The 18,557-nt window shown below is 70.9% G+C and carries 19 protein-coding genes; 11 read left to right on the plus strand and 8 right to left on the minus strand.

Annotated features, from left to right (window positions below; translation table 11 throughout):
- Positions 1–69: 69 nt before the first annotated feature.
- Positions 70–567 carry a GtrA family protein gene (locus tag ACFT9I_RS22150; protein ID WP_382566657.1) on the plus strand — a complete coding sequence of 166 codons (498 nt, stop codon included), beginning with the start codon at positions 70–72 and terminating at the stop codon, positions 565–567.
- Here the strand turns inward: ACFT9I_RS22150 and ACFT9I_RS22155 are convergent.
- Positions 560–1,825: an ATP-binding protein gene (locus tag ACFT9I_RS22155; protein ID WP_382566658.1), complete on the minus strand. Its 1,266-nt coding sequence runs from the start codon at positions 1,823–1,825 to the stop codon at positions 560–562. The genes ACFT9I_RS22150 and ACFT9I_RS22155 overlap by 8 nt on opposite strands.
- A gap of 77 nt (positions 1,826–1,902) precedes the next feature.
- Positions 1,903–2,580 carry a response regulator transcription factor gene (locus tag ACFT9I_RS22160; RefSeq protein ID WP_354605418.1) on the minus strand — a complete coding sequence of 226 codons (678 nt, stop codon included), beginning with the start codon at positions 2,578–2,580 and terminating at the stop codon, positions 1,903–1,905.
- Between the two features lie 262 nt (positions 2,581–2,842).
- On the opposite strand from ACFT9I_RS22160, the gene ACFT9I_RS22165 reads away from it, so the two are divergent.
- On the plus strand, positions 2,843–4,396 hold the full coding sequence (locus tag ACFT9I_RS22165; protein ID WP_382566660.1) for a peptide MFS transporter: 1,554 nt from the start codon (positions 2,843–2,845) through the stop codon (positions 4,394–4,396).
- A gap of 45 nt (positions 4,397–4,441) precedes the next feature.
- Here the strand turns inward: ACFT9I_RS22165 and ACFT9I_RS22170 are convergent, their stop codons facing one another.
- Positions 4,442–4,930 carry an ATP-binding protein gene (locus tag ACFT9I_RS22170; RefSeq protein ID WP_382566662.1) on the minus strand — a complete coding sequence of 163 codons (489 nt, stop codon included), beginning with the start codon at positions 4,928–4,930 and terminating at the stop codon, positions 4,442–4,444.
- Positions 4,931–5,168: 238 nt separating this feature from the next.
- Positions 5,169–5,537: an STAS domain-containing protein gene (locus tag ACFT9I_RS22175; RefSeq protein WP_078076999.1), complete on the minus strand. Its 369-nt coding sequence runs from the start codon at positions 5,535–5,537 to the stop codon at positions 5,169–5,171.
- 343 nt (positions 5,538–5,880) lie between these two features.
- On the opposite strand from ACFT9I_RS22175, the gene ACFT9I_RS22180 reads away from it, so the two are divergent.
- Positions 5,881–6,786, plus strand: a complete 906-nt coding sequence (locus tag ACFT9I_RS22180) for an RNA polymerase sigma factor SigF (protein ID WP_382566665.1) — start codon at positions 5,881–5,883, stop codon at positions 6,784–6,786.
- An 81-nt stretch (positions 6,787–6,867) separates the two neighbouring features.
- On the opposite strand, the gene ACFT9I_RS22185 is transcribed toward ACFT9I_RS22180, so the two are convergent.
- The 4 genes from ACFT9I_RS22185 to ACFT9I_RS22200 form a co-directional block, all read right to left on the minus strand.
- Positions 6,868–7,788 (minus strand): RNA polymerase sigma-70 factor, encoded by a 921-nt coding sequence (locus ACFT9I_RS22185; protein ID WP_382566668.1) that lies wholly within the window; start codon positions 7,786–7,788, stop codon positions 6,868–6,870.
- A gap of 19 nt (positions 7,789–7,807) precedes the next feature.
- The gene (locus tag ACFT9I_RS22190) at positions 7,808–8,281 is read right to left on the minus strand and encodes a carboxymuconolactone decarboxylase family protein (RefSeq protein ID WP_382566670.1); all 474 of its coding nucleotides are present in this window, start codon (positions 8,279–8,281) and stop codon (positions 7,808–7,810) included.
- A 102-nt stretch (positions 8,282–8,383) separates the two neighbouring features.
- Positions 8,384–9,232 (minus strand): ABC transporter permease, encoded by an 849-nt coding sequence (locus tag ACFT9I_RS22195; protein WP_382566671.1) that lies wholly within the window; start codon positions 9,230–9,232, stop codon positions 8,384–8,386.
- Positions 9,229–10,074, minus strand: a complete 846-nt coding sequence (locus ACFT9I_RS22200; RefSeq protein WP_382566721.1) for an ABC transporter ATP-binding protein — start codon at positions 10,072–10,074, stop codon at positions 9,229–9,231. Before ACFT9I_RS22200 ends, ACFT9I_RS22195 begins: the two co-directional genes overlap by 4 nt.
- A gap of 237 nt (positions 10,075–10,311) precedes the next feature.
- Between ACFT9I_RS22200 and ACFT9I_RS22205 the strand changes: the two genes are divergently transcribed.
- The 8 genes from ACFT9I_RS22205 to ACFT9I_RS22240 all read left to right on the plus strand — a co-directional run bounded on the left by ACFT9I_RS22205 (position 10,312) and on the right by ACFT9I_RS22240 (position 18,541).
- Positions 10,312–11,160 carry a helix-turn-helix domain-containing protein gene (locus ACFT9I_RS22205; protein ID WP_382566673.1) on the plus strand — a complete coding sequence of 283 codons (849 nt, stop codon included), beginning with the start codon at positions 10,312–10,314 and terminating at the stop codon, positions 11,158–11,160.
- Positions 11,161–11,300: 140 nt separating this feature from the next.
- The gene (locus ACFT9I_RS22210; protein ID WP_382566723.1) at positions 11,301–12,452 is read left to right on the plus strand and encodes a DegT/DnrJ/EryC1/StrS family aminotransferase; all 1,152 of its coding nucleotides are present in this window, start codon (positions 11,301–11,303) and stop codon (positions 12,450–12,452) included.
- A 58-nt stretch (positions 12,453–12,510) separates the two neighbouring features.
- Positions 12,511–14,586 carry a lipopolysaccharide biosynthesis protein gene (locus ACFT9I_RS22215; protein ID WP_382566726.1) on the plus strand — a complete coding sequence of 692 codons (2,076 nt, stop codon included), beginning with the start codon at positions 12,511–12,513 and terminating at the stop codon, positions 14,584–14,586.
- 78 nt (positions 14,587–14,664) lie between these two features.
- On the plus strand, positions 14,665–14,850 hold the full coding sequence (locus ACFT9I_RS22220) for a hypothetical protein (protein WP_382566675.1): 186 nt from the start codon (positions 14,665–14,667) through the stop codon (positions 14,848–14,850).
- A 13-nt stretch (positions 14,851–14,863) separates the two neighbouring features.
- Positions 14,864–15,556 (plus strand): hypothetical protein, encoded by a 693-nt coding sequence (locus ACFT9I_RS22225; RefSeq protein ID WP_382566677.1) that lies wholly within the window; start codon positions 14,864–14,866, stop codon positions 15,554–15,556.
- Entirely contained in the window at positions 15,553–16,515 is a 963-nt protein-coding gene (locus ACFT9I_RS22230; RefSeq protein ID WP_382566679.1) for a DUF6895 family protein, read from the plus strand. Before ACFT9I_RS22225 ends, ACFT9I_RS22230 begins: the two co-directional genes overlap by 4 nt.
- Before the next feature lie 110 nt (positions 16,516–16,625).
- Entirely contained in the window at positions 16,626–17,507 is an 882-nt protein-coding gene (locus ACFT9I_RS22235) for a DUF6895 family protein (RefSeq protein WP_382566727.1), read from the plus strand.
- Positions 17,504–18,541, plus strand: coding sequence for a serine hydrolase domain-containing protein (locus ACFT9I_RS22240; protein ID WP_382566680.1), 1,038 nt, complete (start codon positions 17,504–17,506; stop codon positions 18,539–18,541). Before ACFT9I_RS22235 ends, ACFT9I_RS22240 begins: the two co-directional genes overlap by 4 nt.
- Positions 18,542–18,557 lie beyond the last annotated feature (16 nt).

Consider the following 18,557-nt stretch of genomic DNA (forward strand, 5'->3'; position numbering starts at 1 on the left):
GGGCGAGACTTCACCGACGAGACTGCGTCGTCGACCGAACACACCGACCGGACGGGGCTGAGCGACCAGATGACTGCCGCGCCTTCGCAGCGACCGGCCCTGCGGGAGCGGTTGTCCGTGCTCACGCGCGAGGTCGCCAAGTTCGGGGCGGTCGGCGGGGTGGGGCTGCTGGTCAATCTGGTGGTCTTCAACCTCGTACGGCACACCACCGAGCTCCAGGTGGTGCGGGCCAGCATCCTGGCGACCGTCGTCGCGATCGCCTGCAACTACGTGGGCTTCCGGTACTTCGCGTACCGGGACCGCGACAAGAGCCGCCGCACGAAGGAGCTGACGCTCTTCCTGCTGTTCAGCGCGGTCGGGCTGGTCATCGAGAACGGTGTGCTCTACACGGCGACGTACGGGTTCGGCTGGGACGGGCCGCTGCAGAGCAACGTGTTCAAGTTCCTCGGGATCGGCGTGGCGACGCTGTTCCGCTTCTGGTCGTACCGCACCTGGGTGTTCCGCAGGCTTCAGCCGGAGGCGGCGCCCGTGCCCGAGCCGGTGCCGCAGGCCGGCCGGGTCATCTGACCGTCTTCTTCGGCTCCTCACGTACGCGCACCTCGCGGCTCAGGAACAGCGCGAAGACCGGCGGCTGCTGCTGGAGCAGTTCGAGCCGCCCGCCGTCCGCCTCCGCCAGGTCACGGGCGACCGCCAGCCCGATGCCCGTCGAGTTGTGCCCGCTGATCGCGCGCTCGAAGATCCGCGCCCCGAGGTCCGCCGGTACGCCGGGTCCCTCGTCCGTCACCTCGATCACGGCCTGGTTGCCGGTGATCCGGCTGCGCAGGGCGACCGTGCCGCCGCCGTGCATCAGGGAGTTCTCGATCAGCGCGGCGAGGACCTGGGCGACGGCTCCGGGGGTGCCGACGGCCCGCATGTGCTGTGTGCCGGAGCAGACGATCGCGCGGCCGGCGCTGCGGTAGGCCGGGCGCCACTCCTCGATCTGCTGCTGCACGACGTCGTCGAGGTCGAAGACGATCGCCGAACCGGTGCGCGCGTCACGGGAGTTGGTGAGCAGCCGCTCCACGACATCGGTCAGCCGCTCCACCTGCGTCAGCGCGATCGTCGCCTCCTCCTTGACGGTGTCCGGGTCGTCGGTGGTGGAGATCTCCTCCAGCCGCATGGAGAGCGCGGTGAGCGGTGTACGGAGCTGGTGCGACGCGTCGGCGGCCAGTCGGCGCTCGGCGGTCAGCATCCGCGCGATCCGCTCGGCGCTGGAGTCGAGTACGTCCGCGACCCGGTCCAGCTCGGGTACGCCGTACCGCTTGTGGCGGGGGCGCGGGTCGCCGGAGCCGAGGCGTTCGGCGGTCTCGGCGAGGTCGGTGAGCGGTGACGCGAGCTTGTTGGCCTGGCGTACGGCGAGCAGGACGGCGGCGATGACGGCGAGCAGCGCCACCGCGCCGATGATCATCAGGGTGCGGCCGAGTTCACGGGTGACGGACGCGCGGGACTCCTCGACCGTGACGGTCTCGCCCTGCTCGCCCTCGGCCTTGCCCCTGATGGCGCCGTCGTCGGGGCGCCGGCCGATCTCGACGGTGGCGCGGCCGCGGATCTCGACCTTGGCGTACCGCCCGTCGTCGGCCTGCTCCCGCAGGATCGCCTCGGTGACGCGTTCGCCGCCGAGCAGCCGGCTGTCGACGATGCTGACCAGCCGTTGGGCCTCCAGGTCCACTCTCTCCTGGGCGCTGTTGGTGATGGTGCGGGTCTCGACGATGACGAGCGAGACCCCGAAAACGGCGATGACGACGAGCACCACGGCGAGCGTGGAGTTGATCAGACGACGGCGCACTGTGCCCTACTTCTGTTCGGCCGGACTTCTGTTCGGCCGGGGTCTGCTGTTCCTGGGCTCAGGCCCGATCGTCCGGCTCAGCTCTTCTCGAAGCGGAAACCGACGCCTCGTACCGTCGCGATGTACCGCGGGTTCGCCGCGTCGTCGCCCAGCTTCTTGCGCAGCCACGAGATGTGCATGTCCAGGGTTTTCGTGGACGACCACCAGGTGGTGTCCCAGACCTCGCGCATCAGCTGGTCGCGGGTCACGACCCGGCCCGCGTCCCTGACCAGGACCCGCAGCAGGTCGAACTCCTTCGCGGTGAGCTGCAGCTCCTCCTCGCCCATCCAGGCCCGGTGCGACTCGACGTCGATGCGGACGCCGTGGGTGGTGGGCGAGGCGGCCGGTTCGGTCGCGCCGCGCCGGAGCAGGGCCCGTACGCGGGCGAGCAGCTCGGCCAGGCGGAAGGGCTTGGTCACGTAGTCGTCGGCGCCCGCGTCGAGGCCGACCACCGTGTCCACCTCGTCGGCGCGGGCGGTCAGCACCAGCAGGGGCACGGAATGGCCCTCGGAACGCAGCCTGCGGGCCACTTCGAGGCCGTCCATGCCGGGGAGTCCCAGGTCGAGTACGACCAGGTCCACTCCGCCCTGGAGGCCGGCTTCGAGCGCGGTGGGACCGTCTTCGCGTACCTCCACCTCGTAGCCCTCCCTGCGCAGGGCGCGGGCCAGCGGCTCCGAGATGGACGCGTCGTCCTCGGCGAGCAGTACACGGGTCATGAGGTGATGGTAGTCCGCGTGGGGGAGCGGCCGGGCAGTGATCGCCGATGCCTGTGGCTGTGGGACGCGATTGGGTCAACTGCCTTCGAAAGTGACCTGTGGTTCCATGGAAAACCTGTGATCCATGCCTCAAGTCCTTCCATATGCTGCTCTGTCATGCCGTATGGTGGCTTCGCTCCATGTAGCACCTGTTGGGGATCTTTGGCGGCTTGAGCGCCGAAGGTCCCCTTATTCATGAACCCGAGCAAGCAAGGATCCCCCCATGGCGTCCAGCCTCACCAAGGACTCCCCCGACCCGCCCGGCGGTCCCCACACCACCGGCCACCCCCGCACCACCCCCGAGAAGACGTTCTTCGGCCATCCCCGCGGTCTGGCCACGCTCTTCATGACGGAGATGTGGGAGCGCTTCAGCTTCTACGGCATGCGGGCCCTGCTCACGATCTATCTGCTGTCCGGCGGCCCCGACGCATCGAAGGGGCTCCAGGAGGGCGGCCTGGGCCTGACCCTGGCCACCACGACGGCGATCTACTCGATCTACCTGTCGATGGTCTATCTGCTGGCCATGCCCGGCGGCTGGCTCGGCGACCGGGTCTGGGGCCCGCGCAGGACGGTGACGATCGCGGCCTGCACCATCATGGTGGGCCATCTGACGCTCGCCCTGCCGGGCTCGGGCACCTTCTTCACCGGTCTGGCACTGGTGGCTCTCGGCTCGGGACTGCTGAAGTCCAACATCTCCACGATGGTCGGCCATCTCTACGACGGCACCGACGACCCGCGCCGCGACGGCGGGTTCACCATCTTCTACATGGGCATCAACATCGGTGCCTTCTTCGCGCCGCTGATCATCGGCACCGTCGGTGAGAAGTACAGCTGGCACCTCGGCTTCGCGCTCGCGGCCGTCGGCATGGGCATCGGCCTGCTCGTGTTCCTGCTCGGTACGAAGCACCTGGCCCCGCGGAGCAGCCACGTCCCGACGCCGCTGTCGCGCGAGGAGCGGGCGAGCTGGCTGACGAAGGGGCTGACCTGGCTGCTGATCGCCTCGGTCTTCTACGGAGTCGTCGTCTTCACCGGCAACTTCACCCTGAACTGGGCGATGGTGCCGCTGACGCTCGCGGGCATCGTCATCCCGGCCGGGGTGCTGATCCGGATAAAGCGCGACAAGGATCTGTCGGCGGCCGAGCAGACGAAGATGTCCGGGTACATCTGGTTCTTCGTCGCGGCCGCGGTCTTCTGGATGATCTACGACCAGGGCGGGTCGACGATTCAGGCGTTCGGTACGACGAAGGCCGCCGACCAGGTCTTCGGCATCGGCTTCCCGACGTCCTGGTACCAGTCGCTGAACCCCGTCTTCATCATGGCGCTGGCCCCGGTGATCGCCTGGCTCTGGCTGTGGCTGAACCGGCGGGGCCAGGAGCCGAGCACGGTGGTGAAGTTCGCCGCCGGCCTGGCGTTCGTCGGCGTCTCGTTCTTCTTCTTCCTGATCCCGCTGGTCCTGGCGGCGGACGGCACCCTGGTCAGTCCGGTGTGGCTGGTCGGCATCTATCTGATCCAGACCGTCGGCGAGCTGTGCGTCTCGCCGGTCGGGCTGTCGGTGACGACGAAGATGGCGCCGGCGAAGTACGCCAGTCAGATGATGGGCGTCTGGTTCCTCGCGGTCACGGCGGGCGACTCGGTGACGGGGATGCTCTCCATCGCGGGCGTGGATCTGAGCCGTACGGGAGTGGTCGCCGTGGAGGCGCTGCTGGCCACGCTGGCGGGCTTCGCGGTGTTCATGTACCGCAGGAAGGTGCGGGCGCTGATGGGCGACGTGCGGTGACGTGGTGGCGCGCGGTCCTTGAGGCCGCGCGCCCGGTGCGTCGCGCTAGGCCGGGGCCGCCAGGACCGCCCAGACCGTCTTCCCGGGGGCTCCCGGCGTACGGGACACTCCCCAGTCCAGACAGAGCCGCTGCACGATGAACATGCCGTGTCCGCCCGGCCGTCCGGCGCGGTGCGGGGTGCGGGGCGCGGGCTGGCCGGTGCCCCGGTCGGTGACTTCGAGGCGCAGCACCTTGGTGTCGGAGGAGACCCGCAGTGATTCGGGGCCCTCGGCGTGCAGGCAGGCGTTGGTGACCAGCTCGGAGACGACGAGCAGTACGTCCTCGGCGGCGGCGCGGCGCTCCGCGCTCTCGGCCGGCAGCCAGCCCCAGTCGTAGAGCGCCTGGCGGGTGAAGTCGCGGGCCATCGGAACGATGCCGCTGGCGCTGCCCAACGCCAGGGTGCGTACCCGGCTTTCGGACCCGGCGGAGGTGGTACCCGCGCCGTCCGGCTCGGAGCCGAAATCGCCCGGCGGAAACTGCCGGGTGGTGCTCATCAGCGCTTCACCTCACCGATTCACCGGTTCGCCGTGTGGTCGATACGTCATACGTCGTACGTCGTTGCTTCGTCGGTACTGCGTCGATACTGCGTCGGTACAGAGAGTGCCCGGACTGTCCCGGACGGCCCGGGGACTCTTCTGCCCGGCGTAATCGTGACAACACCCACAAGACCTACGCGGGTGACGTGACACTTGCAACATCTGATACCCGCGGGGCTCTCGTGCGGCCCCCGGGTCAGTCGGCAAGGGCCGCTTCCAGCGACTCGTGCACGGTGAAGACCGCGTCGGCGCCGGTGATTTCGAAGACCCTGGCGACCACCGGCAGCATCGCGGCCAGATGGACGGCGCCGCCGGCCGCTTCGGCCTTCAGGCGGGCCCCGAGCAGTACGTTCAGCCCGGTCGAGTCGCAGAACTCAAGCTGCGAGCAGTCGACCACGAGGCGTACCCGCCCCTGGTCGATGGCTTCTTCCAGCGGTGCTCGCAACAGTTCGGCGGTGTGGTGATCCAACTCACCCGCCGCTGTCACGACCTCGCTCCGGCCCTCGGTCCGAACTTCGACCCGAAGCCGGCCCCGGTTCGTGCTGCCGACCGTCTGGCGGTCCATGCCCGTCCGTCCCTCTTCTGCCGTGTCGTGCGCCGTCATCAGATGATTCAGAAACTGTCGCCCGGGGCGTTGTGATCACGCCCGTGGGGGCATCCCTCATCGCGTCACGTGCCGTTGACGTTCACCGAAACATTACGCCTTTCATGCGCTCTCCGGTAGCCAATCTCCCACGCAATGCGGACATATGTACGAAATGACACTTGCACGTGTCCGCGCTCAACCGATAGGGCTAGTAAAGACACAACTCAACGAGACCGAACACGACCGGCTATGGAGGCGCCGCAAACCGCAGCAGCGCGTATTGGCATCGGCAGCCATATGCCGAGAACGTATGGAGGAGACCATGTCACCCCGGCTCGACGAACCGCGTACCCACGACGCGCCGTCGACAATCCCGTCCGAACCTGACGAGACCGGCGCCACACTCGCGTCCGGTTTCCCGGGCCTCGATGACATGCCAGAGATCCCCCCCTTCGACGAGGTGGGCGCGCTGGATGCCCGGTCTCTGTCGAAAACCCTCTTCGGGCGCCTCGACGGCCTGGAAGAGGGCACCCATGAGCACGCTTACGTACGGAACACCCTGGTCGAGCTGAATCTCGCCCTGGTCAAGTTCGCCGCCTCCCGGTTCCGCTCCCGCAGCGAGCCCATGGAGGACATCATCCAGGTCGGCACGATCGGTCTGATCAAGGCGATCGACCGCTTCGAACTCAGCAGGGGCGTCGAGTTCCCCACCTTCGCGATGCCGACGATCGTCGGCGAGATCAAGCGCTTCTTCCGCGACACGTCGTGGTCGGTGCGGGTGCCGCGAAGGCTGCAGGAGCTCCGTCTCGAACTGGCCAAGGCCGGCGACGAGTTGTCCCAGCAGCTGGACCGCGCACCGACCGTCGCCGAACTCGCCGACCGGCTCGGCATCACCAACGACGAGGTTGTCGAGGGGATGGCGGCGAGCAACGCGTACACGGCCAGCTCGCTGGACGCGCAGCCGGAGGAGGACGACACCGAGGGCGCGTTGTCCGACCGCATCGGCTACGAGGACCACGGGCTCGAAGGCATCGAGTACGTCGAGTCGTTGAAGCCGCTGATAGCGGGGCTCCCGGCGCGCGACCGCACGATCCTGTCGTTGCGGTTCGTCGCCAACATGACGCAGTCGGAGATCGGCGAGGAGCTCGGCATCTCCCAGATGCATGTGTCCCGGCTGCTGTCGCGCACGCTCGTCAGGCTGCGGAAGGGTCTGACGATCGAGGAGTGAGGGCGCGTGCTCACAGCTGTGGCCCGGCCGCCGTCGGAACGGTGGCCGGGCCACAGCTGTGACGTCGGGGTCGAGTTCGGTTCAGCCGCCCCGGCGGGCCTGCTTCACCTCGCGGTCGATCGCCCAGGCGTCGGCGACCGGACCGAGGTGGCCGAGCTTGTCGGGATTGATCACCGAGCGGATGGTCTGGATCTGCCCGTCGAGTACATCGAGGGCCAGGATGACGAGCACCTTGCCGTCCCGGTCGCGGAAGATCGCGCCGGGCTGGCCGTTGATCTCGTGCTGCTCGCACGTCACGTCGACCCGGATCAGCCACGGGAACACCGTGCCCAGCAGCCGGGAGACGTTCGAAGCGCCCGCGACGGGCTTGGCCAGCTGCGGGGCCTTGCCACCGCCGTCGCCGACCAGTTGCACATCCGCGGCGAGCAGTTCCTGCAGCCCGCCGACGTCGCCGTCCTTCAGCGCGTCGAAGAACCGCGTCGCCAGCTCCTGCCGCTCCTCACGGTCCGCCGCGAACCGCGGCCGCCCTGCCTCCATGTGCCGCCGCGCCCGGACCAGCAGTTGCCGGCACGCCGCCTCCGAACGCCCCACGGCCGCCGCGACCTCGTCGTACTCGAAGGCGAAGACCTCCCGCATCAGGAAGACCGCCCGTTCCAGCGGGCTGAGCCGCTCCAGCAGCAGCAGCGCCGCCATGGACACCGAGTCGGCCAGCTCCACCGAACGCTCCGGGTCCTGATACGGATCGCTGAGCAGCGGCTCGGGGAACCACGGGCCCACATACGCCTCGCGCCGCACCCGCGCGGAGCGCAGCACGTCGATCGAGATCCGGGTCACCACGGTCGACAGATACGCCTTGGCCGACGTGGGCCGGGCCGACGAGCCGTCGAAGCGCAGCCAGGTCTCCTGCACCGCGTCCTCGGCCTCGGTCACGCTGCCGAGTATCCGGTAGGCGATCGAGAACAGCAGGGGCCGCAGCTCCTCGAACTCATCGACCTTGCTCACGTCTGAATCTCCTTCCGCGTCAGTGGAGTTGTCCGGGTTCGTAGTCGCCGGCCGGCTGACGCGTGATGATGTTCAGCCGGTTCACCGCGTTCATGAAGGAGACCAGGATCACCAGGGTGGTGAGCTGCTCCTCGTCGTAGTGCTTGGCGGCGTACGCCCACGCCTCGTCGCTGACCCCCTCGGCCGCGTCCGCGACCCTGGTCCCCTGCTCGGCCAGCTCCAGCGCGGCCCGCTCGGCCTCGGTGAAGACCGTGGCCTCCCGCCACGCCACGACCAGGTTCAGCCGTACCGCGGTCTCGCCGGCCGCGGCGGCCTCCTTCGTGTGCATGTCTATACAGGCGGCGCAGCCGTTGATCTGGCTGACGCGCAGCGCCACCAGCTCCTGCGTCACGGCCGGCAGCGGCGATTCCTTGAACGCCTTGCCGGTCGACATGAAGTACTTGAGGACCTTGCCCGCGGTCGGGCTGGCGAAATAGTTCAGTCGCGCGTCCATGGTCGTTCCTCCGGATCGTCGCACGGTGCCTACATTCCCTGAGACGAGACGGCTCGGCCCCCTGTGACATGGCCGCGCGACCGATCCGGCGGGTGAGCCGGGTCAGCCGACGCGGCGCAGTGCCTTCTCGCGGCGTTCCGACACGCTCGAACCCGACTCGCGCCGTGCCATGCGGCGCAGTACGAGGGGGGCGAGTGCCAGGCCGAGTACGGCCCAGAGGCCGAGTACTCCGGCCGTCTCCCACGGGCGCCAGGACGCGCCGATCTCGACGGTGGCCGCGGCGTCCGGGAGGAGGGCGGAGCGCATGCCCAGGCCGAGCCAGTAGATCGGGGTCGCCTGGCCGAGCCACTGGACCCATTCCGGCAGCGAGGTGAGCGGGTAGAAGATGCCGGAGATCGCGATCATGGCCAGCATCGGCAGCTGGATGAGGCCCTGGCCCCGGGCGCCGGTGAGCACCGAGCCCAGGATCGCGCCGATGGGGAGGGTCGCGGCCATGCCGAGGAGCAGGACCCAGGTCACCGTGAGCCAGGATCCGGCGTCGCCGGCCGCGAGGCCGTCGATGATGAGCAGGCCGGGGATCAGCAGGATCGCGAGGTCGGCGAGGAGGCCGCCGCCGACCGTGACGACCTTGCCGATCAGATAGGCGGGCATGCCGTCGGGCGTCGCCTTGGCCCGCAGGAGGGTGCCGTCCTCGCGTTCGACGGTGAGTATCTGGCTCATGGAGACCATGCCCATCGCGGCGTTCATGCCGAGGATGCTCGGCAGGGCGAGGGTGCCGAGCATGAGCCCGCCGGTGCCGAAGGCCGAGTCCCGCAGGAAGTACAGCACCGTCAGCATCAGGGTGGGCCAGAGCAGATGGGACAGCAGTTCACCGCTGTTGGTGATGGACTGCCGCAGTTCGATCAGGCCGCGGGAGCAGCCCACGCGTACCGTGCCGGTCGTCGTGTTCATCGGGCCGTCTCCTCCTCGCGTACGAGTGCCAGGTAGGTGTCCTCCAACGAGGCCCGGCGGACCTCCAGTTCGGCTATCTCCGCGCCGTACCGGGCGAACAGGTCGCGGACGAAGCCGGTCGAGTCGATGGTCGTACGCGTGTGGTGCTTTCCGTCGTGCGTCCAGCGCACCTCGTCCTCGCCCGCCACCTGGCGCGCCAGTTCGTCCTCCGTGCCGTCGGCGATGATCCGGCCGCCGACGAGGACCACGACGCGGTCGGCGAGTTTTCCGGCCTCGGCCAGGTCGTGCGTGGTGAGCAGGACCGTCGTCGCGTGGTCGCGGGCCAGGCGTCGGACGAGGTCGTGGAACTCGTGCCGCGCGCCGGGGTCGAAGCCCGCCGTCGGCTCGTCCAGGAAGAGCAGTTCGGGGCGGCCGACGATGCCGATCGCCACGTCCAGCCTGCGCCGCTGTCCGCCCGAGAGCGTCTTGATCTTCTTGCCCGCGTGCGCCGTGAGACCGACCGCCTCCACCAACTCGTCGGTGTTCCAAGGGCGTTGTACCTGGTCGGTGGCGTACGGGGCGTAGTACGTGCCGAGGTGGGCGAGCAGTTCGCGTACCCGCCAGTTGCCGTGGTCGCGCCAGGACTGGAGGACCACCCCGAGCCTGGCGCGCCAGCGTTCGTCGCCGTGCGCCGGGTCGGAGCCGAGTACGTCGACGTGGCCCGCCGACCGCATCCGGAAGCCCTCCAGGATCTCGATCGTGGTGGTCTTGCCCGCTCCGTTCGGTCCCAGCAGGGCCAGCACCTCCCCGTGGCGCGCCTGGAACCGCACATCGCGCAGGACGTCGTTCGCGCCGTACCGCATACGCAGCCCCTCGACGTCGAGTACGACTTTCTCGCTGGTCGTCACATCGGACCCCCTTGCCGTGGATATTTCGACAATCGCGAAAGCTACGTTGCGTTTCATGGATCGTCAAACGCAATTGCAATGGTGGTGATGGTGAATGCGACTGGATTTCCTGGGAAGATCGTTGCAATGAGATGACGGTGAACGCATACTGGACCGACCGTTCACCGATGAATCGTCAGGAGGCGAGGGCGGATGCCGGGAGGCAGGCTCACGCACGAGGAACGCCGGGACATCGGCGCCGGACTGGCCGAGGGGCTGGGATACGCCGAGATCGCCAGACGCCTCGGCAGGCCCACCTCGACCGTCAGCCGGGAGGTCGCGCGCAACGGCGGCACCGACGGCTACCGGGCGGACCGGGCGCTGCGGGCCACCGCGCGGCGGGCCCGGCGGCGCGCGCCCGCGCTCACGGCATCGAGCCCCCACGACGACAGTGCCCGCGACAGCGACGAACTGCGCTGTTTCGCCGAGCAGTTCGGGGCCATGCTGATCGAGATCGGGCTCCCCGGCATGGCGTCCCGCGTCCTCGTCCGGCTGTTCCTCACGGACTCCGGGGGCCTCACCGCCGCCGACCTGGTCGGGCAGTTGCGGGTCAGCCCGGCGTCGGTCTCCAAGGCCGTCAGCTATCTCGAAGGCCTGGAGGTGGTCCGGCGCGAGCGCGATCCCCGGGGTCGGCGCGAGCGGTATGTCGTGGACGACGACGTCTGGCTGCGGGCCTGGGCGCGCGACACGCGCTCGACGGCGAACTGGGCGGACACCGCCCGGCGTGGCGTCGGCGTCGTCGGCGCCGGCACCCCGGCCGGGGTCCGGCTCGACCGGATGAGCCAGTTCTTCGCGACCCTCAGCGAGGACATGGCGAGCGGCCCCGCCGGTGTCGAGGACGCGCTGACGCTGCTCGCGGCGCTCATGCACACGAAGGCACCGGCGGATGCCGAGGCGCTGGCCGCCGGGCTCGGCTGGTCCGCCGAGCGCGTCACCGAGGCCCTGCGGCACGCCGGACCTGACCGCATCAGCCCGGATCAGCGCGCCGCCCTGACGACGTGACACGCAGGCGGTGACCCGAGCCCTCCGGAGACCGTATTGACGGGAGCGTCCCCAAAGGCCACATTGATCCGGGGGCAGGGGGAAACGGTATGGCTCTTGGGGAGGGCTGCCCGACGCCGTACGCCGCGCTGGAATCGGCCATGCGGCGGCGTCTCGGCAGAGAGTGTCTGTACGTGCCGTCGTGCCGGCTCGGGCTCTATGTGGCGCTGCGCCACTGGTGCCCGCCCGGCGGCCGGGTGCTGATGTCCCCGGTCAACGACGACGTGATCATGTTCGTGGTACTCGCGGCCGGACTGCGCCCCGTCCAGGCGCCGTTGAGCGCACGGGACGGGTCGATCGACCCGGCGGCCGTACCGGAGTCCGACTGGCGCGGGCTGTCCGCCGTACTGACCACGAATCTGTACGGGAATCCCGACCCGGCACCCGAACTGCGCGCCCGCTGCGACGCGTTGGGGATCCCGTTGATCGAGGACGCGGCCCACGCCATCGGCAGCGAGGTGGCGGGCCGGGCCGTGGGGACCTTCGGGGACGCGGCCGTGTTCAGCCTCTCCAAGCATGTGGGCGCCAAGACCGGCGGGTTCCTCGCCGTGGCCGACCCCGCCCTCCGTACGGAACTGGCGGCGGCCCGTGACGCGCTCCTCGAACCGGCCGGGCTCGCCGCCGAACTCGCCTACGCGCTCAGGCCGTACGCGGAGGCCGGGGTGCGCGGGCTGCGGCTGGTGCGGGCCGCGCGCGGTCTGCTGCGCGCGGCCGGGGCCGAGGAGCGCCGGGGCATCCGGATGGAACTGCGGCCGGGTGAGCTGAAAGAGGCGCTGGCCGAGGGGCGGGGGCTGGGCGGCTTCGACTCGTGGGTACGGGTGGACATGCACCGGTACCGCGTCACACCGGGCCGTGTCCGGCTGCGGCGCACCGAGCGGCTGCTGTCCGGGCTCGATCCGCTGCTCGCCGCCCACCGGGCGGGTACGGAGCGGCTGTTGGCGACCCGATGGGCGGCGCCCGCGCCCCGGTCGGTCGTACAGCCGCTGTTCCGGGTGCCGTTGCTCGTCGCCGACCGGGACGCCGCCGTCGCCGCGCTCGCCCGGCGCCGCATCACCACCGGGTATCTGTACGACCCGCCGCTGGATGTGTACGCGGGTGACGTCTTCACCGACGCGTCGCCGCGCCCCGCGCCCGCCGCCTGGTTCGCCCGTCACGCGCTGCCCGCCGACCCGTTACGGGCGGACCAGGTGATCGCCGTACTGGACCAGTCGGGGGCCGAGCCCGCCTTGCCTCCGGGGCACGGCGGTGACTGACACGGCGCGCAAGGACACGACAGCCGCCGAAGGCGACAGCGCCGACAACAGCGACTCGATGTTCCGCAACGCGTACGCGCTGATGCTCTCCACCGGCGTCTCCGCCGCCCTCGGTCTCGGCTTCTGGCTGGTCGCCGCCCGCTACTACACCGAGGAGGCCGTCGGCCAGGGCTCCGCCGCCATCGCCGCGATGCGGCTGCTGGCCTCCCTCACCGCGACCACCATGATCGGCGCGGTGGTGCGTTACGTGCCACGGGCCGGGCGGGCGACCGGCGCGCTCGTGTGGCGTGCGTACGCGGTCAGTTCGGCCGTCGTGTGCGTCGCCTGCGTGGTCTTCCTGCTGACGCTGGACCTGTGGGGACCCTCGTACGCGCCGCTCGACGGCGTCACCGCCGGGCTCGTCTTCACCGCCTCCTGCGTCGCGTGGGCGCTGCTCACCCTCCAGGACGGTGTGCTGACCGGGCTCCGTAAAGCCTTCTGGGTGCCCGTCGGCAACGCCGTCTTCTCCCTCGGCAAGCTGCTGCTGCTCGTCGCGTTCGCCACGGCGATGCCGGTTCTCGGCGTCTTCGTGTCCTGGGCGGCGGCCATCGCGCTGTCCGTACTGCCGCTCGGCTGGCTGGTGTTCCGCCGGCTCATCCCCCGGCAGGCCGCCGCCGACCGGGACCGCGAGCCGCCGCGCCCGGCCGACATCGGGCGGTTCCTGGCCGGTGACTCGGTCGGCGCCCTGTTCAGCCTGGCGATGATCAATCTGCTGCCGGTGATGGTGGCCGTGCGCTTCGACGCGGCGCACAACGCGTTCTTCTACACCGCGTACACCGTGGGCGGGACGATGGAGTTCATGGCCATCAACATGGCCTCGTCCCTGACCGCGCACGCCTCGCACTCCCCCGAGCGGCTGGCCGAGGGCGTCCGGGGGGCGCTGCGCCGGATGACGGTGCTGCTGGTGCCCGTGGTGCTGGTGCTGGTGGTCTTCGCCCCCCAGGTCCTCGCGCCCTTCGGCGCCGACTACGCCGAGCACGGCTCGACGGTGCTGCGCCTGCTGGCCGCCGCCGCGCTGCCTCGCGTGGTCGTGGAGCTGTACATCGGCGTGCTGCGTGTCCAGGGGCGTACGGGCATGCTCGCCGCCCTTCAGGGCGCCATGTGCGTGTCCGTCCTCGGCAGCGCGGTCCTGCTGCTCGGACCCGCCGGGATCTCCGGCGCCGGGCTGGCGATGCTGCTGTCCATGACGCTCGTCGCGCTGGTGGCGGCGCCGGGGCTGCGGTCGGCGCTGAGAAGGCCCGGCAGGGAGCCCGACACGGGCTACGGGACGACCTGGGCGCGCGAGGCCGCCGAGCGGCGGCGGCGTACGGGAGGCGGCCCGCTCGACGCGGCGGAGGAGGCCGCGTACCGGGCGGCGTGGGCGCGGCAGACCACGTATCCGCACGGCGGGTACGACACGGCGACCCCGGCCTTCGGCCTGCCCGTGCACGTACCGAAGCCCGCGGCCCGTACGGAGGCGGCTCCCCGGGAGGAACCACCGGCGCCCCCGCCCGCCGAGGGGCGTCTGTCGGCCGTGGTGCTGTGGCTGCTCCTCGCTCTCGCCACAGGCCTGTTCTGGATACCGCTCCGGGACGCGGCCGGCCTCCGCCCCGGTCCCGCGTCGGGCGCCCAACTCCTCGCCGCGCTGCCGCCGTTGGCGCTCGGTGCCGGAGTCCTCCTGATCGTCGTCCAGTGCGCGGCCTTGGCACTCGTACGGTCGCGTCCGCTCCTGCTCACGGCCGGTCTGCTGGCGCTGTTCGGGGCGCTGCACGGCGCGCCGCCGCTCCTCGGCGTACGGCCGGAGGCGGCGTCCGGCCTCTGGCACCGACCGCTTGTCGACGCGCTCACCCAACTGCTCGACCGCGAAGGGGCGTTGGAGCTGCTGCCCGTCGCACTGCAACTGCTCTGCCTGGGGCTGGCCGCCGTCGTACTCCGGACAGCGGGCGCGGACGGGCGGATCGTCGCGGCGGCGGTCTGGATTCTCGCGGTGGCGGGCTGGTCGGCGCAGCGCGCCTTCGCATCGGTCGCCGTCCCGGTGTCCGCCGGGCTGTTGGCGGTCGCGGTCGCCGCCGTACTGGCGCGTATCGCCGCCCGAAGGTCCCGCTCCCGGAGCTGAGCGTTTGCGCCCACCCGAGATATGGGTTGAACTAGGACATGTACGTGGAAATCAGCTTCCTTCTGAGGGGATGATGGCATGTCCACCGAGACCAACGCCCTGGACGTTACGAGGGACTTGGACGTCGACATCGACGCGGTCCTGAGCCCGAGCGAGGCCGAAGGCACATACCGCGACAGCCGAGAGTGCGCCGCACTGGCGCTGGCCGCCGGTTCAGGCGCGATCCTGCTCTCGCCGCCGACTCCGCGCCCCAAGAAGGGTTGACGGGAGACGTCGAATGGAGCAGTCAGGTACCTCTCCCCGCTTGGCGGGTGTGGTGCATGACCTGGCTTCAGAGGTGGTCTCCGTCCTACGGGACGGAGGCCATTCCTCTGTGGTGGGCGGCACCGTCGGCACCCTCGCGGACGACCAACTGAGCCTGGCGGCGGTGCGCGTGCTGGGCGCCGACGTCCTGCTGCCGAGCGTGCTCACCCGCCGCCGGCCGCTCCCGGACGACCTGGCGGTCTTCCAGCGCGCCGTCCTCACCTACGCCCCCGGCGCCACGTCGTCCGAGACGACGGTCTGGAGCCACTGGGCGATGACCCAGACGCTGCACAGACTGGACGCGCCCGCGACCGGACCGGCTGCCGGGCCGGACGCGTCGTGGCTGGACGCCCTGGACTGGCCCCGGCTGACCCACCAGCTGTCCCTCCTGGCGGCGCTCGCCGTACCCGGCGCCGACTCCGGAGTGGCCCAGGCGGCCGCCCGCCGGCCCGTGGACGTGGCGCGGGGCTTCGTACGCGCGGTACGCCGCCGTGACTGGCTCCAGGCCGCCGGTGCCGGGCGCTGGCTGACCGTCCTCGACGGCGTCCCCGACACGCTCGGACTGGACACCGGACTCGAATTCGTCTCGCAGATGGCGGGCGCGGACGCACGCGTCGGCCTGCATGTGCACGCCGCGCGGCACATCCGCGCCGGGGGCCGTGGATGAGTACGCCCCCGACGGCCGAGGTGACGGAGCGGTCCCAGGCCTCCCGCGTCTCACGGACCGCCCTGGCCTGGGTGCACGACCACCGGGACTCCTTCCGCCTGCCGGACGACGTGCTGGCCCCGGACGCGGACGTCAACCGGACGCTGAAGCCGCTCGGGGAACTGGCGCAGCTCAGCTTCTCGATCCGCGAGCGGAGCGAACCCGGCTCCGTACGCCACGGACACGCCTCCGAACTGCTGGGCCTCGCGTGGGACCAGACCCGGCAGGGCGCGCTCTTTCTCGACCTGCTGCGCGGCGAGCCCTTCGCGACGTATCCGCTGGAGATCTACGCGGCCTTCGCCGCCGCCGGTCTGCGGCACCCGGGCTTCGAGGAACTGGCGGCGACCGTGCGCCGTACACGCGGCTGGGAACGCGTCGAGCAGGAGCCGAACCGGCGTCTGGGTGTGCTCAACTCCGAGCGCCGCGTGGGCTTTCCGCAGCACGGCGAGCCGTCGGCCGCGCTCGCGCGTACCTGGCTGGGCGGGCTGCCGGAGCCCTGGACGTTCGAGCGGACCGCGGGTTACGGGCTGACGCACGTCGTCTTCCACCTGACCGACTGGGGCAACGCCCCGCGGCTGATGCCCGCCGAACTCGGCGGCTATCTGGCGACCTGGCTGCCCGCGTGGCTGGACACCTGTCTGGAGGCGGAGCAGTGGGACCTGGGCTGTGAACTGCTCGCCGTCGCCGGAAGCATTCCTGACGCCTCGTCATATCGGGGCCTGGCGGACACTGTTGAAGCCGCCTGGGCGCGGATCGCCGACGTCCAGGACGCGGCCGGCGGCATCCCCGAGAACGGCGCGGGGCGCCCGCACGAGCCGCCCAGGGACTTCGCGTACTGCTACCACTCCACGCTGATGGCCGCGTTCGCCGCCACGCTGGCCGACGTCCGCCTGGCGGCCGTACAGGAGGACGTCGCATGACGACGGAGAACAGCGCCGACAGCACCGACAACACCGACGACACCGCCCGCCCGAGCGCCGGTCCGAGCGCCGCCCACACGAAGCTCATCCACGGCGTCGGCGCGCAGGCGATGGAGTGGCTGCACACCAACCGCGCCGGCTTCCGGCTCGAACCCGACGCCGACCCCGAAGTGGGCTTCCTGGAGCGCTTCAAGCCGATCGGCGAGGCCGCCATGATCTGCAAGATCCTGTTCCGGGAAGGGGTGGCGGGCTCCCGGCAGGCCACCCTCACCCGCGGGCTGATGGACCACCTGTGGCGCGAAGCCCTCGACGGCGGACGGATGCTGGCGCGCGGCCAGCGGCAGGAGCCGATCTCGCCCATCCCCTTCGAGGTCTATCTGCCGTTCAAGGAGATGGGCTACCAGGAACCGGAGACCGAGCGGGCCACCCACCTCAACCACCGGCTCGGCAGCTGGGCCGCCCTGGAGGTGCTGCCCGTCCGGCGCCTGGGCATCTCCGCGTACGAGCAGCGCTTCGGGCTGGTACCGAGCACTCCCGTCGAGCAGGCGACCGAGCGCACCTGGCTCGCCCGCACGCCCGAGCCGTGGACCGTGGAGGGGCACATCGGGTACGACATCACCCACACGGTCTTCCATCTCACCGACTGGGGCCAGAAGCCGGCCGGGCTGCCGGCCGACATCGCCCGGTACCTCGCCCTGTGGCTGCCGGTCTGGCTGGACGACTGGCTCGATCTCAAGCGCTGGGACCTCCTCGGCGAACTGCTCATCGTGGACGCCTGCCTGCCCGAACCGACCCTGGACGAGCGGGCGTGGCGCGGTTTCGCCGCCGCGCAGCAGCCCGACGGCGCGATGCCCACGGTGGACCGGATGCCGGAGGGAAGCGGAGACGACCTGTTCGACATCGTCTACCACCCGACGCTGGTCGCCGCCCTCGCCTCCGTGCTCGCCACCTCGCGCGCCATGGCGCGCCTGACGGCGCCCGTGGCCTCATGAGCGAGCACGAGATCATGACGGTACGGGCGGACAGCGCGCGCGCCGCCCTCGCCGGTACGCCGCACGAACGGCTCGACGCGGCCGTGCGCGCGGTGGACGCCCCGGACGTCGTCTTCGCCATGTCCGTGCAGGGAGCCCGCACCGTCCGTGCCTCGCCCGGCGCTGAAGGTCTGCGTTACGAGACCGGCTCGGCGTCCAAGCCGTACACGGGGCTGCTGCTGGCCCAGCTCGCCCGGACCGGTCACGTCGCTTACGAGGACTCGGCGGCGGCCTGCTTCGGACCCCAGCCACCCCCGCACGTCGCGCCGATCACCCTGCGCCATCTGATCACCCACACGTCCGGACTGCCCGCCCTGCCACGGGACTTCTACCGGCAGGCGCTGCCGCACTGGACGACCAACCCGTTCGCCGGATATCCCGCGCACCGCGTGGTCGACGCGTTCCTGCGCGCGCGTCCGCGCCACCGGCCCGGCACGCGCTGGCACTACTCCAACTTCGCCGTCTCCGCGCTCGGTCACGCGCTCTCCGCCGCCACCCGCACGGGCTGGGACGCGCTGATGGAGGAGCAGGTCCTGGCGCCGCTGGGGCTGACGGGTACGTCGACGCGGCCGGGCGGCTCCGCCACCGACGCCGTCGGGCACGCCGGGGACGGCGTGACCGAGGTGCCCCCGCTGCGCATCGGCGGCTTCATGGCGGCCGGCGCGGTCCGGGCCACCCCGCACGATCTGCTCACCTTCCTGGAGGCGCATCTGCGGCCGGAGCGCACACCGTCGCTGGCGGACGCGCTGCACGCGGTACGCCGCCCCGTACTGCGCCGCGGCATCGGCAAGGCGCACACGCACACCCTGACCTGGTTCCAGCACCCGACGGACGACGGTCCGGCGTACTTCCACTGCGGGGCGACGAGCGGGCAGCAGGCGTTCCTCGGGTTCTGCCCGGGGACGGGGACGGCGGTGGCGGCGGTCGCCACGCGCCGCTTCCGCCGGGCCGACGCGTTTGTGCCTGCGGCGTACGGGGTGCTGTTCGGCGACTGAGGAGGCTGAGGAGGCT

Origin of the sequence: Streptomyces sp. NPDC057137 (assembly GCF_042670825.1) — a bacterium.
Classification (GTDB): domain Bacteria; phylum Actinomycetota; class Actinomycetes; order Streptomycetales; family Streptomycetaceae; genus Streptomyces.